General features: G+C 41.4%; 10 protein-coding genes and 5 pseudogenes. 8 read left to right on the forward strand and 7 right to left on the reverse strand.

What is annotated here, in order from left to right; genetic code table 11:
* Positions 1 to 160: 160 nt before the first annotated feature.
* Positions 161 to 628 (reverse strand): annotated as a pseudogene (locus ED652_RS20295) (N-acetylmuramoyl-L-alanine amidase).
* Positions 629 to 672: 44 nt separating this feature from the next.
* Positions 673 to 1,095 (reverse strand): hypothetical protein, encoded by a 423-nt coding sequence (locus ED652_RS20300; protein WP_122055979.1) that lies wholly within the window; start codon positions 1,093 to 1,095, stop codon positions 673 to 675.
* 351 nt (positions 1,096 to 1,446) lie between these two features.
* On the opposite strand from ED652_RS20300, the pseudogene ED652_RS20305 reads away from it, so the two are divergent.
* The 6 genes and pseudogenes from ED652_RS20305 to ED652_RS20330 all read left to right on the forward strand — a co-directional run bounded on the left by ED652_RS20305 (position 1,447) and on the right by ED652_RS20330 (position 9,798).
* Positions 1,447 to 2,536, forward strand: a pseudogene (locus ED652_RS20305) (helix-turn-helix domain-containing protein).
* Positions 2,537 to 2,686: 150 nt separating this feature from the next.
* Positions 2,687 to 3,017, forward strand: a pseudogene (locus tag ED652_RS20310) (hypothetical protein).
* 399 nt (positions 3,018 to 3,416) lie between these two features.
* Positions 3,417 to 4,658, forward strand: a complete 1,242-nt coding sequence (locus ED652_RS20315; RefSeq protein ID WP_122055980.1) for a nucleotide sugar dehydrogenase — start codon at positions 3,417 to 3,419, stop codon at positions 4,656 to 4,658.
* Between the two features lie 1,259 nt (positions 4,659 to 5,917).
* The gene (locus tag ED652_RS20320; RefSeq protein ID WP_162929970.1) at positions 5,918 to 7,096 is read left to right on the forward strand and encodes a hypothetical protein; all 1,179 of its coding nucleotides are present in this window, start codon (positions 5,918 to 5,920) and stop codon (positions 7,094 to 7,096) included.
* Positions 7,097 to 7,776: 680 nt separating this feature from the next.
* Positions 7,777 to 8,802 (forward strand): annotated as a pseudogene (locus ED652_RS20325) (ISAs1 family transposase).
* A 135-nt stretch (positions 8,803 to 8,937) separates the two neighbouring features.
* Positions 8,938 to 9,798 carry a DUF6279 family lipoprotein gene (locus tag ED652_RS20330; protein WP_122055982.1) on the forward strand — a complete coding sequence of 287 codons (861 nt, stop codon included), beginning with the start codon at positions 8,938 to 8,940 and terminating at the stop codon, positions 9,796 to 9,798.
* Between the two features lie 70 nt (positions 9,799 to 9,868).
* Here the strand turns inward: ED652_RS20330 and ED652_RS20335 are convergent, their stop codons facing one another.
* From ED652_RS20335 to ED652_RS20345, 3 genes are all read right to left on the reverse strand, one after another.
* Positions 9,869 to 10,492, reverse strand: a complete 624-nt coding sequence (locus ED652_RS20335) for a PolC-type DNA polymerase III (protein ID WP_004731776.1) — start codon at positions 10,490 to 10,492, stop codon at positions 9,869 to 9,871.
* 69 nt (positions 10,493 to 10,561) lie between these two features.
* On the reverse strand, positions 10,562 to 10,966 hold the full coding sequence (locus ED652_RS20340) for a PPC domain-containing DNA-binding protein (RefSeq protein WP_102560538.1): 405 nt from the start codon (positions 10,964 to 10,966) through the stop codon (positions 10,562 to 10,564).
* A gap of 113 nt (positions 10,967 to 11,079) precedes the next feature.
* A complete protein-coding gene (locus ED652_RS20345) occupies positions 11,080 to 12,276 on the reverse strand; it encodes a DEAD/DEAH box helicase (protein ID WP_010431064.1) in 1,197 nt (398 codons plus the stop codon).
* Positions 12,277 to 12,443: 167 nt separating this feature from the next.
* On the opposite strand from ED652_RS20345, the pseudogene bluB reads away from it, so the two are divergent.
* Positions 12,444 to 12,948: pseudogene (bluB, locus tag ED652_RS20350) on the forward strand (5,6-dimethylbenzimidazole synthase).
* Positions 12,949 to 13,079: 131 nt separating this feature from the next.
* On the opposite strand, the gene ED652_RS20355 reads toward bluB, so the two are convergent.
* Positions 13,080 to 14,711, reverse strand: coding sequence for an NAD(P)/FAD-dependent oxidoreductase (locus ED652_RS20355; RefSeq protein ID WP_122055983.1), 1,632 nt, complete (start codon positions 14,709 to 14,711; stop codon positions 13,080 to 13,082).
* 254 nt (positions 14,712 to 14,965) lie between these two features.
* On the opposite strand from ED652_RS20355, the gene fdxA reads away from it, so the two are divergent.
* Positions 14,966 to 15,289, forward strand: coding sequence for a ferredoxin FdxA (gene fdxA / locus ED652_RS20360; protein WP_122055984.1), 324 nt, complete (start codon positions 14,966 to 14,968; stop codon positions 15,287 to 15,289).
* 97 nt (positions 15,290 to 15,386) lie between these two features.
* Here fdxA and ED652_RS20365 read toward each other — a convergent pair whose 3' ends face one another.
* A complete protein-coding gene (locus ED652_RS20365; RefSeq protein ID WP_122055985.1) occupies positions 15,387 to 16,121 on the reverse strand; it encodes an RNA methyltransferase in 735 nt (244 codons plus the stop codon).
* Between the last annotated feature and the right edge of the window lie 81 nt (positions 16,122 to 16,202).

The following is a 16,202-nucleotide window of genomic DNA, read 5'->3' on the forward strand; positions in this document are numbered from 1 at the left end:
GAGCTGAAGAGCTGAAGAGCTGAAGAGCGAAGGGCAGATGCAAGATACGAAAAGCGCCACTCTTCGTATCTCGTTTACCCGTCACCCTCATCTGCTCCTCTAGCTCTTCGCATCCCGTATCTGCTCTCAACCTCAAAACAGGACACGCCTTATTCACGCCTCAATCTTTATGCCCCTTAACATTTTCATCTGAAATCAAGAACTGCTCTTGTAACGCCGCCATCAAACCAAACAGTGCCTTACGCTGCGCAAGTGTGAAGTTGTCTTCTCGTTGCATAGCAGCATTACAGCCACCGACCATACAAACCCCAACATTGCTCTTGTTGTGTCCTTTCATATGCGCGCCAGTTTGCGACAGTAGCCTGCCAAGTTCGACATCCCCATTGCGACGAATAACAAAGTGATACCCGACATCGCGCCTGCCTTTCTTTTTATGCCATCGGCGAATCTCGGCTACGTCTACATCTTGCTGTGGTGGCGTGGCGCTGCAATGCACCGTAATAAATGAGAATGCCGGGCAATGAGGCAAACGGAGTTAAACCGAAACCAGACTGAAGGAATAGGGCGCGAGTGAAAAACAAGGCTCTAACGAAGGACTGCGCTCTTCCGTGCTAGCCCGATCTTGCAAAACAGTAGACGCTTTTAACGGCTGGTGTGGAACTCGATCAGTTGCTAGTGGAGTGTTTGACAAAATAAATCCTCGTGTTGTAAATAGGCGATTAAAGACGTTGATAACGATTCTTTTAAATTAGGGTGCAATACGATGTGTTGTCGCAAACTGGTTGCTACGGTTTTTACATAGCCAGAGTAGTGGTTTACATAACGTAAATACATCACGTAATAACCCAGTGGCTGCCTGCGCCACGCTCGGCTGATCATCCAACAAAGATCCTCATAACTGGGGACATTACCGCACTCATCCTCATTAAAATAATAACCTTCCATTTGGCTTTCTTTATAACCGCTAGTTTTAGACCCATCACTATTACTAAAAAATAACGGATGGCGTGATTTATTGAGGTAATTAACACGGCACTCGATGCTGGCCATCCCGAGTTGATACGCTGAAATAAAAAGAGAAACTATCGCCTTCATTAAGCACCTTGTTGCTGTATGGGGAGGGCAATGTACTTCAACATTCTTGATTGGGGTTGGCGGTAATAACGCGAAAACAGAGGAACACAAGAAAGTGAGAGGTGCTTCGAAGGTTATCAGTATGGGTAGTGGTTTTATTGCGTATCGATGAGAGCAAGCAGGAGAAACACTTTTTGTTACTTTTTATCTCGCCTTAACTTTGCCCCTAATGCCTAAAAAAGAGGTGTTAATAACTTGTTGTGAAAACGAATGGCTCTAGCCAGATCAGCTCAATCGCCAAATTGAGAGTAAGAGATAGACCAAGGCAATCGCTAGACCAAGCCCAATATCCTTTAACAAGGAGCGTTATTTATGTGTGTTTCCCTCATTCTTTCTATCATCCCATTAAAAACCGGATCGCCGATTAGCAAGTTGGTGCTATTAAAACTGGCCGACAATGCAGACGCGCGCGGAGTGTGTTTTCCTTCCCTTAGTTGCCTAGCACAATATTGTGAAGTGTCGGTAAGAACCGTTAAGCGACACATTCACGAATTGGAAAAACAAGGCTTTGTGAAGCGAATAAAACGGTTTGATGATTCAGGACGCCAGCGCAGCAATATATATATCAGCTGCGCCAACCCAACGATAGCCAGATTCAGCAGACCGACCTAGATAACGCTAATGTAGAACAAACCGACTTACCGCCAGCCTCGCTAGAAAATGCACAGAAGACAGAACGAACAAAGACAACAGAGCATGCGCAGAAAACAGATCATTCAGACACCCACCAGGGTGACTCAAGATCGAACACGGAGAGTGATCACCTGGCACACATAATCTTTCATAAAGAACATAAAAAAAACATTCCTTGTAAACAGCCCCAGATCTTGAAACAGCCTTGTCTCTTGAAAAAGAGTCAACGACACCTCAAGCCACCACTACTGCCATAAGCCAACAGAATGAAGCCGTGATTCACCTGCTCACCAAAGAGGGCAGCGCACCGATTTATCATGAGTTCACCACAATATTAGAACGCACCTACTCAAAGTTAGATGTGCTGCAAGAACTACATGCCATGCAAGCGTGGCTGTACATCAACCCCGATAAGCGCAAACCCTTTGAGCACATTGGCCACTTTGTGAATGGCTGGCTAAGAAGAAGCGCACAAGCCAAGGCGAAACGAGACTCTTCATCAGTCTTTAAGCAAACAAAAATGGTGAAACTCTCAAAGAAAGATCAATCGATAAAAGCCGTAGGATCAAGAAAAGCAGATGCGCCTACAACAGCTTCAAACCAAGCGCAGCCAATCAAAAGCAACCAAGCCGAAAGTAAATTTCAACAACCCACGCCTGTTTCTCAGGCCCTAGCGGACTACAAAGCCAAGAGTACCACCAACCCGTTTGAAGCGCGTATCAAGGCCCTAGTTCAATCCAAATCGACCGGCACGGATTCTAAGCAGTGACCATTCGATTATTCACAGATGAAGTGCTTGTTCACTCAGCCCAAAGCTTAGGGAACTAAAAGCTAAGGAAAACCAAAGGCAAGGGCAGACCAAACGCGAATACAGCCAAAAAACGTCAAGAAACAAAAGTAGAATTAGGGAGAGGGCACCATGGAAGATACCAGCCTAAAAAAACTGACAACGGAAGAAAAAGTAACCATTTTAGAGCAAGAGGTAGCGCGAGTGGAAGGGCGAGTGGAAGGGCGTATTGGCGAGTTCTTGAAGCTGCTGGTTAGTCACTACCCACAAGGACTAACGCGGACAGAGATTAAAGCGTTATTGTTTGTAAACAACAACCTAAGCTTCGTGTCGCTGTACCGCAACGGCAACATCTTTATTGATATAGAAAAGCGTTAGCAATGCAGTACAAGAAAACCGCTATTACATAGGCACTCAGTACCTGCAAGACGTACAAAGCTTCCGCTGGGTAAATGCTTGGTGAGAGGTCAGTCCAAATAGGGTTAATTTCAAACTGGTTAATATGCACTTACTTTGCTAGAATGCGCAGCATATTTAAAATCGTATGAAAACCGCATAAAGCGTACAAATTGTAATTATTGCCTTTAGGAGCCAAACCTAAGGGCGGTAGCGTACCCAAATGCAATTGCATAGCAAGTTGAACGCGTTACAAGCCACAGAAAGACTGCTTTTTGGCTACCTATTGGGGCGGTTTTAAAAAGATAGCAAAATTTAGGTTTTATAAAGAGCTGTCTAAAATAGACTGTCTTAAAATGGATAAAAAGTGTCTCAGTGTGTTTAATACAACTGAGGCATTTTTGTGAGTAAATGACTCGCAGAATTAAGAATTAAGAATTAAGAATTAAAAATTTTAGGAATTATTATGACGTCCATGTTTGAAAATACCAAGGTAGCGATAATTGGCTTGGGCTATGTTGGTTTGCCACTCGCTGTAGAGTTTGGTAAAAAAATGCCAACGTTAGGCTTTGATATCAACAAATCTCGCGTTGATGAGCTTAAAAGTGGTTCAGATTTCACGCTTGAATGCTCAAAAGAAGAGCTTAAAGATGCGGAGTTTCTTACGTACACGGCAGATCTTAACGAACTTAAAGAAGCCAATGTTTACATTGTTACGGTACCAACGCCAATTGACGAGCATAAGCAGCCAGATCTAACCCCATTGATCAAAGCATCAGAAGCTTTGGGCTCGATTGTAAGTAAAGGTGATGTTCTGATTTATGAATCTACGGTATACCCTGGCGCTACCGAAGAGACGTGTTTACCTGTAGTAGAACGTGTTTCAGGCTTAACGTTTAATGTAGATTTCTTTGCTGGTTACTCTCCAGAGCGTATTAACCCGGGTGACAAAGAACACCGAGTGACGAATATCTTAAAGGTCACAAGTGGCTCGAATGATGAGATTGCCGAATTTGTTGATCAACTTTACAAAACCATTATTACAGCAGGAACTCATAAAGCCTCAAGCATCAAAGTCGCAGAAGCTTCGAAAGTAATAGAGAATGTACAGCGCGATGTAAATATAGCGCTCATTAACGAGTTGCACCAAGTATTACAAAAGTTAGAAATAAATACTCATGAAGTAATTGAAGCAGCTGCAACCAAATGGAACTTTATGAAGTTAAAGCCTGGGTTAGTTGGTGGGCATTGTATAGGTGTTGATCCATATTATCTTTTACATAAATCTACTATTTCTGGCTATGTTCCTGATTTAATGAGACAAGCCAGAGAAATTAACGACAATATGCCAGCGTATCTTGCTAATGATTTTTTACACTCTTTAATTAAAAATAAGATTAACCCTATTAATTGTAAAATCGCTTTGCTTGGTTTTACCTTTAAAGAGAATTGCCCTGATATAAGAAATACAAAAGTTTACGAATTGTTTCTTGCTCTTACTAAACTTGGTTTCGATGTCGATATAGTAGATCCATGGGCGGATAAAAATGAAGTAATTCATGAATATAGCTTAGAAATACAATCTTCTGTAACTTTTAGCGAGTATGATGCTCTATTTTTAACTGTAGGGCATGATGAGCTTATTGACTTGTGTAAAAAAGAAAATAATAAATTCATTTACGATTTCAAAGGCTTTTTAACAGTCTAAGGTTAAGGTTTGTGTATCTTAAAGTTTGGTTACCTGCAACGAAGGCTTATTGGCTCGCAGTGTTCGCTGCATTATTGATGACATCAGCGCTTAGGGCACAATAACTCTAACCCAAGGGAAGCTATCCAAGGCAAGAGCAGAAAAAACCGTATGGAATAAAGGATGGCGTGAAGTGATTTTTTACAAATCCGTACACTGAAGTTACAATTATTTCAATACATTCAAGATCTATTTTGTTATCAGATTTAGGTGTGACCATATAAAGTTTTTTACAGCAGTTATGTAGCCTAATGAACGGATTAAGCCTTTTTGGACCATATTTCAGTTATTCGAGCCCCTTGCCATGTGTGGATTAAAGACTGGTATGAAATGGCTGAGGGTGAAGTTATTTCTATCGACGGCAAATTCCTCAGAGGTCGTACGACTAAGACAAACATTATGGCGCAATTCATACGGTCAGTGTCTTTAGTGCAGCAAATTAAGTTGTGTTAGAGCAGGTTAAAATTGCAGATAAGAGCTATGAAATAAAAGCGATTCCTGAACTGTTTGAGATGCTTCCCTTGCGAGGTTGTTTAGTTACGATTGATGCTATGGGGTACCAAAAGAGATTGCCGAAGAGATTGTTGCTCAAGGCGCTGATTACGTATTAGCTGTAAAAGATAATCAAAAACGCTTAGAGCAAGCGATTAGCCAAGAGTCTAATTCTAATATGCCTAATAGTTTTGAAGGTGTAAATACGTCACTCGGAGAAAGGACATGGTTGTTTACAATACAGATTTCTTAGGTGATATAGCGCTTGATTGGACGAAAATCTCCACCATTGGCTTGTAGTTGCCATTCGTTAAGAAGGTGATAGCCAGCAGAAACAATGCAAATCAAGACTACATAAGCTCAGAAAACTTGACAGCTAAAGCCTTGCTAGAGAGTACGCGAGCGCATTGGAGTATTGAAAATTAGATGCACTGGCGATTAGACGTTGGCTTTAAATAAGATGAATGTCGGATACGTCGAGAGAAAGTTGGTGATGATGTTATCCGTGATAAAACAAATGGCTTTAAACCCGCTGATGGAAAAAACAGCTTTAAAGCTGGGATAGAAAGAAAGCAGAAAAAAGCGAACCGTAGCAATAGCTACCTTTTTTAAGTCCTTGTCGGGCAAGGGACTTCGTGATCTTGCCCTATAACTAGTATTTAATCACTATTTTGGTTTTTTAAAGTATGAAATTCAAGGGGAATGTGCTGCTCAAAAGTTCAATGTATATGACTATAGGGAAAATCATAGTATTTACTACTAACTTTTTGGTTTTTTTGATTCTGAGTGAGAAATTAGGTGTGGAGGTGATGGGGAAGTATCACTATCTAATGGCTGGGTTCACTTTGTTAGTGGTTGTAGCTAACTTTGGAATATCTGAAAATATTACAAAAATGCATATGGAAAATGCAGTTTACCCTAAATTGTATACGTATATAATCGGGTTTAGACTGTTCTTATCTATAATGTTGGCTATTGTTGGATATTTCACATTAATATCAAGCAACTTATTCTTTTGCTTGGCAATAGTTTTATCTTCATTTTCTTTGGGTGTTCAGAATCATGAATCTAAAGGAGGGGGAAGGGAAGTATTTAAAGTTAACATGTTAACTGTATCATTAGGTACATTAATGAAGCTTTATTGTGCATATATTAGCCCTGATTTAGAAACATTATCTGTTATATTCCTTGTTGAAACTGCTGTATATAATTTAGTTCTTTTTATATCGGGGTTAAATAACATAAAGCAGTCTAATTATGAGATTGGTAAAACTGGGATAAAAGATGTTGTTTTAAATAAGAAGTTCATTTTTGTTTGGATTTCAGGTGTTTTGGGCACAGTTTCTTCAAAGTTTGATATATATATCATTGGTTTTTTTAGCTCATCGTTAGATTTAGGTTACTATACCTATTCGGTTAAAATTGTTAGCTTTGGTGTATTGCTTCCGTCATTGATTGTATCATCCTTGATGGCTTATTTTGTTAATCTAGAGAGTGACGGTAGAATAAGAATATATTCGATGTTTTTTTGGGTGTGTTCAGGACTATCTCTATTAATAATCATTAGTAATGTAATAATTGTTAATACGTACTTGACAGATTATAAGGATACAATTTTTTTAGTTTCGTTGTTATCTCTTCGAGTGCCATTCTTGATCTTAAGAGTATTAACAGGAAAGTTCCTCATATGTAGTAATCGGACAAAATTTATTTTTTACAGAGCTATATTATCATTTTTCGTTTCAGTAATATCTTTGTTGTTAGGTTATTATTTAGCCGGAATTAAGGGAGTGTGCTTTGCCGCATTATTCACATCAATATTTTCAGGTGTTATTCTTGACTTTATGTTTAATGATACTAAAGATATTTTTAAAGAAAAGATGTTAGCCATAAAATTAATGCGCTAATTTTATATGGTGTGGATTAGTCCTAATGTATGTTTAGTGATGATAGAGGTTATAGTAAATTATTAATAGGGTCTCTATCTATTCAGTAAGGTTTTCGGAAATAATATTTTATTGAATAAGAGATAGCGTTTGGTCATGTTGTTTGGTTAACAGTAAATGTCTAGATTAATAAGCAAGTCTGTTGGGGTATATATCAGTTAGAGTTTATCAGGTGTCTAGATGATTTTAAATTAGTAATGAGACCTAGTACGGAAGGTTGCTAAGATATTAATATATCGGGGACGATACTTTACTAAGTAAATGAAAGATTTTACGAGGCAACAGAGGTTAAATTCATTGCTACCGAAAGTAACTGTCTTCAAATAATATGGTGAGACAATTGTTGTGTTGCTATTTCCCTAGTTAGCGTCTTTTCGTGTTGTTAACTACGTTGTATTAGGATCGGTTGAACTTTAGTGGCGGTCATTTCTCATAACCTTATCCTGCTAGGTATGATATTATCATGTGAATATATCAGGGTAAGATCATAAAAACCCTTATAGAATAAGGGGTGACGTGAAGTGATTTTTCCATTAATTTATACATTGAAACCACAATAATTTCAATACATTCAAGATCGATTTGATGATGAGATTTAGGTGTGATCATCTACTGTTTTTTAACTGCAGATATTTAGCATAATGAACGGATTAACCCTTCTGGATCACATTTCAGTTATTTGAGAACCTCGCCAAGTTGGGAAATTGAGCACACGCTAACCGATATTATCTTCTTAACCATTTCTTCAGTGATTGCTGGTGCTGAAGGTTGGGAGGATATTGAAGATTTTAGTGAAGATAACTTGGATTGGCTTAGACGTTATGGTGATTTCAAACAAGACATACCGGTGCACGATACCATTACCCCAGTTATCAATCTTATTTCCGCTAAGCAACTGCAACGATTCTTTTCTGCATGGATGAAAGGCTGTCATGCAGTGACTGAGGGCGAAGTTATTGCTATCGACGGAAAAACCCTCAGAGACACGTACAATAAAGACAGATGTTGTGGTGCTATCCATATGGTTAGTGCGTTTAGTGCAGCAAATCAAGTTGTACTAGGACAAGTTAAAACTGCAGATAAGAGTAATGAAATCAAAGTGATCCCTGAACTGCTTGAGATGCTTTCCTTGCGGGGTTGTTTAGTGACGATTGATGCTATGGGGTGTCAAAAGGATATAGCTGAAAAGATAGTTGCTCAAGATGCAGATTACTTATTGGCGGTAAAAGGTAATCAAAAGCGATTAGCCAAGTATTTAATTCTAGTATGATTAATACAGATTTCTTAGGTGATATAGCGCTTGATTGGGCGGAAATCTCCACCATTGGCATGGTCGTTTCAATTCGTCAAGAAGGTGATAAGCCAGCAGAAACAATGCAAATCAAGCACTACATAAGCTTAGCAAAACTGACGGCTAAAGTTTTACTAGAGAGCACGCGAGCACATTGTAGCATTGAAAATCAGATGCACTGGCGATTAGACGTTGGTTTTAATGTCGGATACGTCGAGAGCAAGCTGGTGAGAACTTAGCTGTTATAAGGCATATTGTTTTAAACCTGCTGACGGAAGAAACCAGCTTCAAAGCTGGGATCAAAAGAAAGCAGAAAAAAGCGAACCGTAACAACAGCTACCTTTCGCAAATCCTTGCAGGACAAGGGGCTTCGTAATCGCACTTTGTTAACAAATATGATCTAATATTGCCAAACCCATAATCATACAGCCACTTTGAACTTAATCGAACACTTANATCAAAAGAAAGCAGAAAAAAGCGAACCGTAACAACAGCTACCTTTCGCAAATCCTTGCAGGACAAGGGGCTTCGTAATCTTGCCCTGTGTCGATGGTTAGTCTTATTAGTCTGTTTTGTATTCGCTGGTTGCGGGACAAAATTTGCCTACAACAATATAAGCTGGTTTGCGGTTAGCTATATTGAAGACTTTGTTTCTCTATCCAACAGTCAAGAATCAGAGCTCGAAGAGCGCCTCGACTTATTACAGCAATGGCATAAAGAAACCCAACTTCCGCTGTATATGTCGCAACTAGAAGCGATTCGAAATCTAGACCGTTCTGATATGAATTCTGCTTTTATCATTGATCAAAGTGAACAAACTAAAAATCATATTCGCTCGATCGTTAATAAGTTCGCTCCAGATATTTATGCGTTAAGTATGCAGCTTACCCCAGAGCAAGATAACGAATTCTTAAAGAACTTTAGAGAAAAGCAGCAAGAGTATTACGAAGAAAGATTATCATTGAATGATGAAGATTCGAGAGAGCGATATCGAAGTCGAATAGAAGATAGGCTAGAGCGATGGCTAGGATCGGTATCGAAAGAGCAAAAGCAGATTATTTCAACTTGGTCTCAAGAATGGGTAAATACCAACGATAACTGGCGCCAATATCAAAATAATACATACCAAGATCTCACAACACTCATGCAAAAGAAGACTGACTTACATATTGCGCAGCCAATTATTATGAACCTGCTTTTGAACAATGAAGATTATTATCCGCAAGAACTGGAGTCTAAGCTTGATAAGAATATGCAAATATCAGCGAAGTTCTTGGTGGATATCGCCGCAGTGAGCAGTGATAAACAATGGGCTTATTTTATGAGTGAGCTAGAAAGCCTCAAGACGACGTTAGTGTCACTGCAGGAGTAGGGTAGCTATATTAAGGCTAGTGACTGTTTGCTACTAGCCTTCTGACAAACCCCAAACCGAATGCAGAGAGTTAGCCTCTGTTACTCATCAGCAGTTTTGGAATCGAGCCTTTAGCGGTCTTAGATATCTTCTGCATCAGTTGAAAGCTCGGTTGTTGAATACCGTGATCACTTTGCAGTTCATCAATCATCAATAACCATAACCGTGCTGTCATTTCCGAATCGGCTAACGCTCTGTGGAAAGTACCGTCGTTGTCGATGTTTTTAAAACGCACAAGGTCGCCTAGCTTATGAGTCGGTGCGTCTTGGATTAGACGGCGAGCAATCAACATTGAGCAAGCGAACTTGCCTGTATAGTCTCGGCCAATAAAGTCTAATTCTGCATCGAGAAAGCGCTTATCAAACGATGCATTGTGAGCAACCAATTGGCTGCCTTGGATAAAGTCTGCAAACTCATCCATTACTTCACTGCAACTGGCCGCAGTGCTTAGCATGCGGTTACTGATCCCGGTATAACTTTCAATGAATCCACTAACGCGAAATCCAGGGTTCATGAGCTGCTGGAAGGTGTCGACGACTTCGCCGTTAACTAATTTAACCGCACCGATTTCAATCGCTCGGTCACCCATGTTTGGTGATAAGCCTGTGGTTTCGAAATCGAGAACGATAACGGAGTCTGCGGAATTTGGAGCCATCGTGTTTCCTAATACTATTTATTTAGTTGTATCGCTTTATATGGGGCGCTGGTGTTGCTATGGGTCAATCTATTGTATGTTGCTGCTGATCGTGAGCTCAGTGTAACCCGTCGAATCATCATGCTCTCTGTTGAAGGTCAAAGTATCGTAGCGGTGAACAATCAATTCAGCTGTGGTTGCGATAATCGTTCCTTCAAGCAAATGCCCACCAATTACATCGCCATTTTCATCAGCAACGGATATATGAACATGCTGGTGGTTTGGGGTTAGCGTTGCCATTACAGACACAATTTCGAACGGAGCTGTGATTAGCTTGGTGTTGTTTGCATTAGCCAAACGAATATTGAGCTGAGAAACACACCCGACACAAGATGCGACAGAGCCCGCTGAGATATTGTGCACTGTCACTAGCTTTTGGAGCTCAAGCTTTAGGTCTTGGCCTCGGGTTAATCTCGTTGCGATAGGAGTGATCATCTTATTACCTCAACTTTATATGTATTTCAAAGAACAAAACGAAGCCACATAGGACTTCGTTTTATTTTCATTTTGGTTAACGCGACTTTTACATTTTCTGTCGCTGAAATTATTTAGTCTTGTTGCTGTTCTCTTTTTTTCTTAGGAACGAAGTTCAATACTGAAATTGGGACTTCTTTGCGTGGTTCGAAACCTTCAACAACGCGACGCTCAATCAAGTGACCAAGACGTTTTTCGATAATGCACAGGTTCTTGAAGTTATCTTTCGATAGGAAAGAGATCGCTTCACCAGACGCATCAGCACGGCCTGTACGACCAATACGGTGAACATAGTCGTCCGCTGGGAATGGGATGTCGTAGTTCACTACGCGGCTTAGATTATCGATATCGATACCACGAGCAGCAACACCTGTCGCAACTAGATACTTTAGACGACCTTTTTTGAAATCAGCCAGAATCTTTTCACGAATCGCTTGGCTACGTCCACTGTGGAAAGCTTCTGCTTGGATGCCACGCTTTTCAAGCTGAGCAACCAATTTAGCCGCGCCGTGCTTAGTCTCGATAAAGATAAGCGCTTGGTCCCACTCACCATCAGTGATCATGTGGCTTAACAGTGCAGATTTACGGTCTTTATCGACTGTAACTAGCCATTGTTCGATGTTTGCTTTAGAAGCGTCAGTTTTGGCGATAGAAATCTCTTCCGCTTCACTGATTGCGCTTTTTGCTAGCGCACGAACTGGCGTTGATAGCGTTGCTGAAAACAAAAGGTTTTGAATGTTTTGTGGCAAACGCGCGATGATCTTGTTGATGTCTTCGATGAAACCCATGTCTAGCATGCGGTCTGCTTCATCAAGAACCAGTACTTCAACTTCATCAAAATGAACGGCACGTTGTCCGTACATATCGATCAAACGACCTGGAGTTGCCACAAGAATATCGACACCTTCGATCAAGCGGTCTTTCTGGTGTTGGTAAGATACGCCACCGTACATAGCTAATGATGTTAGGTTTAGGAACTTCGCGTACTTAGTAATGTTCTGCTCAACCTGAATCGCAAGCTCACGAGTTGGTGTCAGAATAACAGCACGAATACGTTTTTTACGTTGTGTTTCACCTTTACTTAGCATTTCTAAGATAGGGAGAACAAAGCTCGCAGTTTTACCTGTACCTGTTTGTGCAGCAGCAATTAGGTTCTTACCAGAAAGCACAATCGGAATTGCTTTTTCTTGAATAGAGGTTGGCTTTTCATAGCCTTGTTTTGCAACGGCTTTAACAATAGGTGAGCTTAATCCAAGCTTGGAAAATGGCATAAGTTTCTCGGTATGATTTGGCTAAATAGCGATGGAAAGGTTCAACAATCTTATACAAGGATAAGATTAATGGCGGCATTCTACCATGTTGCTTGTGTACCGCTAGTAACATAGACACTTTAGTTGGATAATACTGACTCAATAAGACGACGATAAGACAGGGATGTATGGAAATTACGCCGAATGAACGCGATGCAGTATATAAAACGATTTTTTCTCGCCGAGATGTTCGTGGTCAGTTTCTTCCTGATGAGATCCCAGAAGACGTTTTGATGCGTGTGCTAACCGCAGCGCACCATGCGCCCAGTGTTGGTTTTATGCAACCTTGGGACTTTGTCGTTGTCCGTGATATCGAAACCAAACAACAAATCAAAGGCGGTTTTAATCAGGCTCATACAGAATCCGCGGAAATGTTCACCGATGAAAAACAAGCGATGTATAAGCGCCTAAAACTAGAAGGCATCGTCGAATCACCTATCGGTATTTGCGTGACTTGTGACCGTAATCGAACCGGAAAGGTCGTGCTAGGTCGAACCATCAAACAAGAGATGGATCTGTACAGCACCGTGTGTGCGGTTCAAAACTTATGGCTGGCTACCAAGAAGAGACGTCAATTCAGCGATTCATGAAGGGAAGTGGAACTCAGACCAAATCAAGTCAAACGAAGAGTAATTGCATCTACCGGCATTAATCTCGATGGCTAGTATCAAGATCTAAAAAGGGCTCATTGAGCCCTTTTTGATATTTGCTAGCTGTTATCTGATTTAGATATACAAACCAATTTAGATAAATAAACCGAGAGCCTAAGCGATCTCAATCTTCTCAGCTTGGTTCTGTTCAACCATAGACAGTGCTAGCGCTTCCGCCGCTTTAATACCATCGATACCAGCAGATAGGATACCACCAGCGTAGCCTGCGCCTTCACCAGCAGGGAAGAAGCCCTTAAGGTTGATGCTTTGGTAGTCTTTGCCACGTTTGATGCAGACAGGAGAAGACGTACGAGTCTCAACACCTGTTAGTAGACCGTCTGGCGTAGAGAAACCTTTGATCTTCTTCTCGAACGCTGGGATTGCTTCACGAATCGCTTCGATAGCAAAATCAGGTAGCGCTTTTGAAATGTCCGTTAGGTGGATACCCGGCGTGAATGATGGTTTTACTTCACCGATTTCACTTGGATCACGACCTTTCAGGAAGTCACCGATTTTCTGTGCAGGGGCGTCGTAGTTCTCGCCACCTAGAACATAAGCGGCACTTTCTAATTCACGTTGTAAGCGGATACCTGCTAGTGCGTCACCTGGGTAATCACGCTCTGGGTCGATACCCACAACGATTGCACTGTTTGCGTTACGTTCTGCACGAGAGTATTGGCTCATGCCGTTGGTGACTACGCGGCCTTCTTCAGAAGTCGCTGCAACCACAGTACCACCCGGGCACATACAGAAGCTGTATACAGTGCGGCCATTCTTACAGTGGTGTACTAGTTTGTAGTCCGCTGCACCTAGGATAGGATTACCTGCGTTTTTACCGAAGCGAGCTTCATCGATCATCGCTTGCTTATGTTCGATACGGAAACCAACAGAGAAAGGCTTAGCTTCCATGTAAACGCCACGTTCGTGCAGCATTTCAAACGTATCACGAGCACTATGGCCAACAGCCAGTACTACGTGACGAGATTTGATCTCTTCACCGTTAGAAAGTGTTAGGCCAGTGATTTGACCATCTTCCATATGAACGTCGTCTACACGAGTGCTGAAACGGATTTCGCCACCTAGCTCAATAATAGAAGCACGCATCTTCTCGATCATGGTAACCAGTTTAAAGGTACCGATGTGCGGCTTACTTACGTATAGGATTTCTTCAGGTGCACCTGCAGCAACGAATTCTTCGATTACTTTACGGCCGTAGTGCTTTGGATCTTTAACTTGGCTGTATAGCTTACCGTCAGAGAATGTACCTGCGCCGCCTTCACCAAACTGTACGTTTGATTCAGTGTTCAGTGTACGCTTACGCCAGAAACCAAAGGTATCTTTCGTACGTTCACGAACTTCTTTGCCACGCTCAACGATGATTGGATTGAAGCCCATTTGAGCAAGCACTAGGCCAGCGAACAAACCACAAGGGCCAAAACCGATAACGACAGGGCGCTCAGTTTGGTTCTCAACCGCTTTAGCCACGAATTTGTACTCCATGTCAGGAGTCACTTTTACGTGCGGGTCGCTAATGAATTGCTCTAACAACTCAGCTTCGTTTTCAACGAGAACATCAAGCGTGTAGATAAGTAAGATTTTTGATTTCTTACGAGCATCGTAGCCACGTTTAAAGATATTAAAAGAAAGTACCTGCTCAGAATTAATGCCAAGCTTTGCTTCAATAGCGTCTTGAATGGCTGATTCTTCGTGGTCTAGGGGGAGTTTAATTTCGGTTAAACGTATCATTTCGATGTCTCGTCTTTATAGGTGTCTTAGCTAGACCGCTTCTAAACGCAGAGTTTGATGAAAACGCTGATGTTGAAAGAAGCGATAAGCTCACAATGGCGCGCATTTTACGAGAAATTGATTTATCTGTCATACTAATTTGGAAACATGGAGCAAATAGACACGATATTAGAGCCGTATGATGTTGAATTTTGCCTTGGGATGAGTATTATCCTCCATTCTTCAATTTTGACTAACTTATAGAGCAGAGCATCATGGCATTTGTCGTAGGCGATAACTGTATTCAATGTAAATACACAGACTGTGTGGCGGTATGCCCCGCAGATGCGTTCCATGAAGGCCCGAATTTCATGGTAATCAACCCAATCGAATGCATTGATTGTGGTTTGTGTGTACCTGAATGCGACGCCCAAGCGATCTTCCAAGAAGATGAACTGCCAGAAGATCAAAAGATCTTTGTTGAAGTGAATGCCGAGCTTGCCGAAATCTGGCCGGTACAAACTGAAGTCAAAGCACCGATGGATGAAGCTGAAAAGTGGAATGGTGTCGCTGATAAGTTGGCAATGCTAGAAAAGTAATTGTTGAAAATAACTCAAATAAAAAGGCGTACTGATTTAATCAATACGCCTTTTTTAATATCTGAGCACTGTCGACTGGCTCGTTAGCTTATGAAATTTAGCTATGCTGACGACGCATGTTGTCGAGAATAATACCCGTCGCCATTGCTACATTCAGAGACTCTGCGCCACCGAATGCTGGAATCGTAATCTTGTCTGTCACGAATTTAGCGGCGTGTTCACGAATTCCGTGAGACTCACTGCCCATCAGCAAAATACCGTTGGTAGTAAATTCCGTCTTATGAACACTTTCGCCTTCTAAGAACGCCCCGTATACAGGCAGGTTCGCTTGCTCTAAGTATTCAGGTAAGTCTGTTTGGCTTACGTGTACTCGGCCAAAGCTGCCCATGGTCGCGCTGATCGTTTTCGGGTTGTATGGGTCTGCACAATCGCTGCTCGCAACGATATGCTTAATGCCATACCAGTCTGCGACGCGAATAATCGTACCTAGGTTGCCCGGATCAGACACTCCATCAAGCGCAATCATCAATCCTGTTGCTTCTGGTCGTTCAAATGTTGGGATCTCAACAACTGCAATCGCTGCGTTGTTACTCACCAAAGTACTTGCTTTGGTTAGGTCATCCAGCGAGGCTTCAACACAATCAAACTCAAACAGTGACGCGTGATTTTCAGATAAAAAATCAGCCGTAGCAAAGACGTTCTTTACGACTAAGTCACTATTGAACAGCTCAAGTACGTTTTTTTCACCTTGAACTAGAAACAGGCCGTGGGCTTTACGTTGTTTCTTTTGGCCCAAAGCACGAAGGAGTTTTAATTGGTTTTTTGAAATCATGTTTTTATCCTAGATATAAGCCCGCGCATTATAGAGCAAAGGTTAGAGAACCAAAAGCGTGATAACTCAATGCGATCCACT

The organism is Vibrio sp. Evd11 (genome assembly GCF_900382755.1).
Taxonomy (GTDB): Bacteria; Pseudomonadota; Gammaproteobacteria; order Enterobacterales; family Vibrionaceae; genus Vibrio; species Vibrio lentus.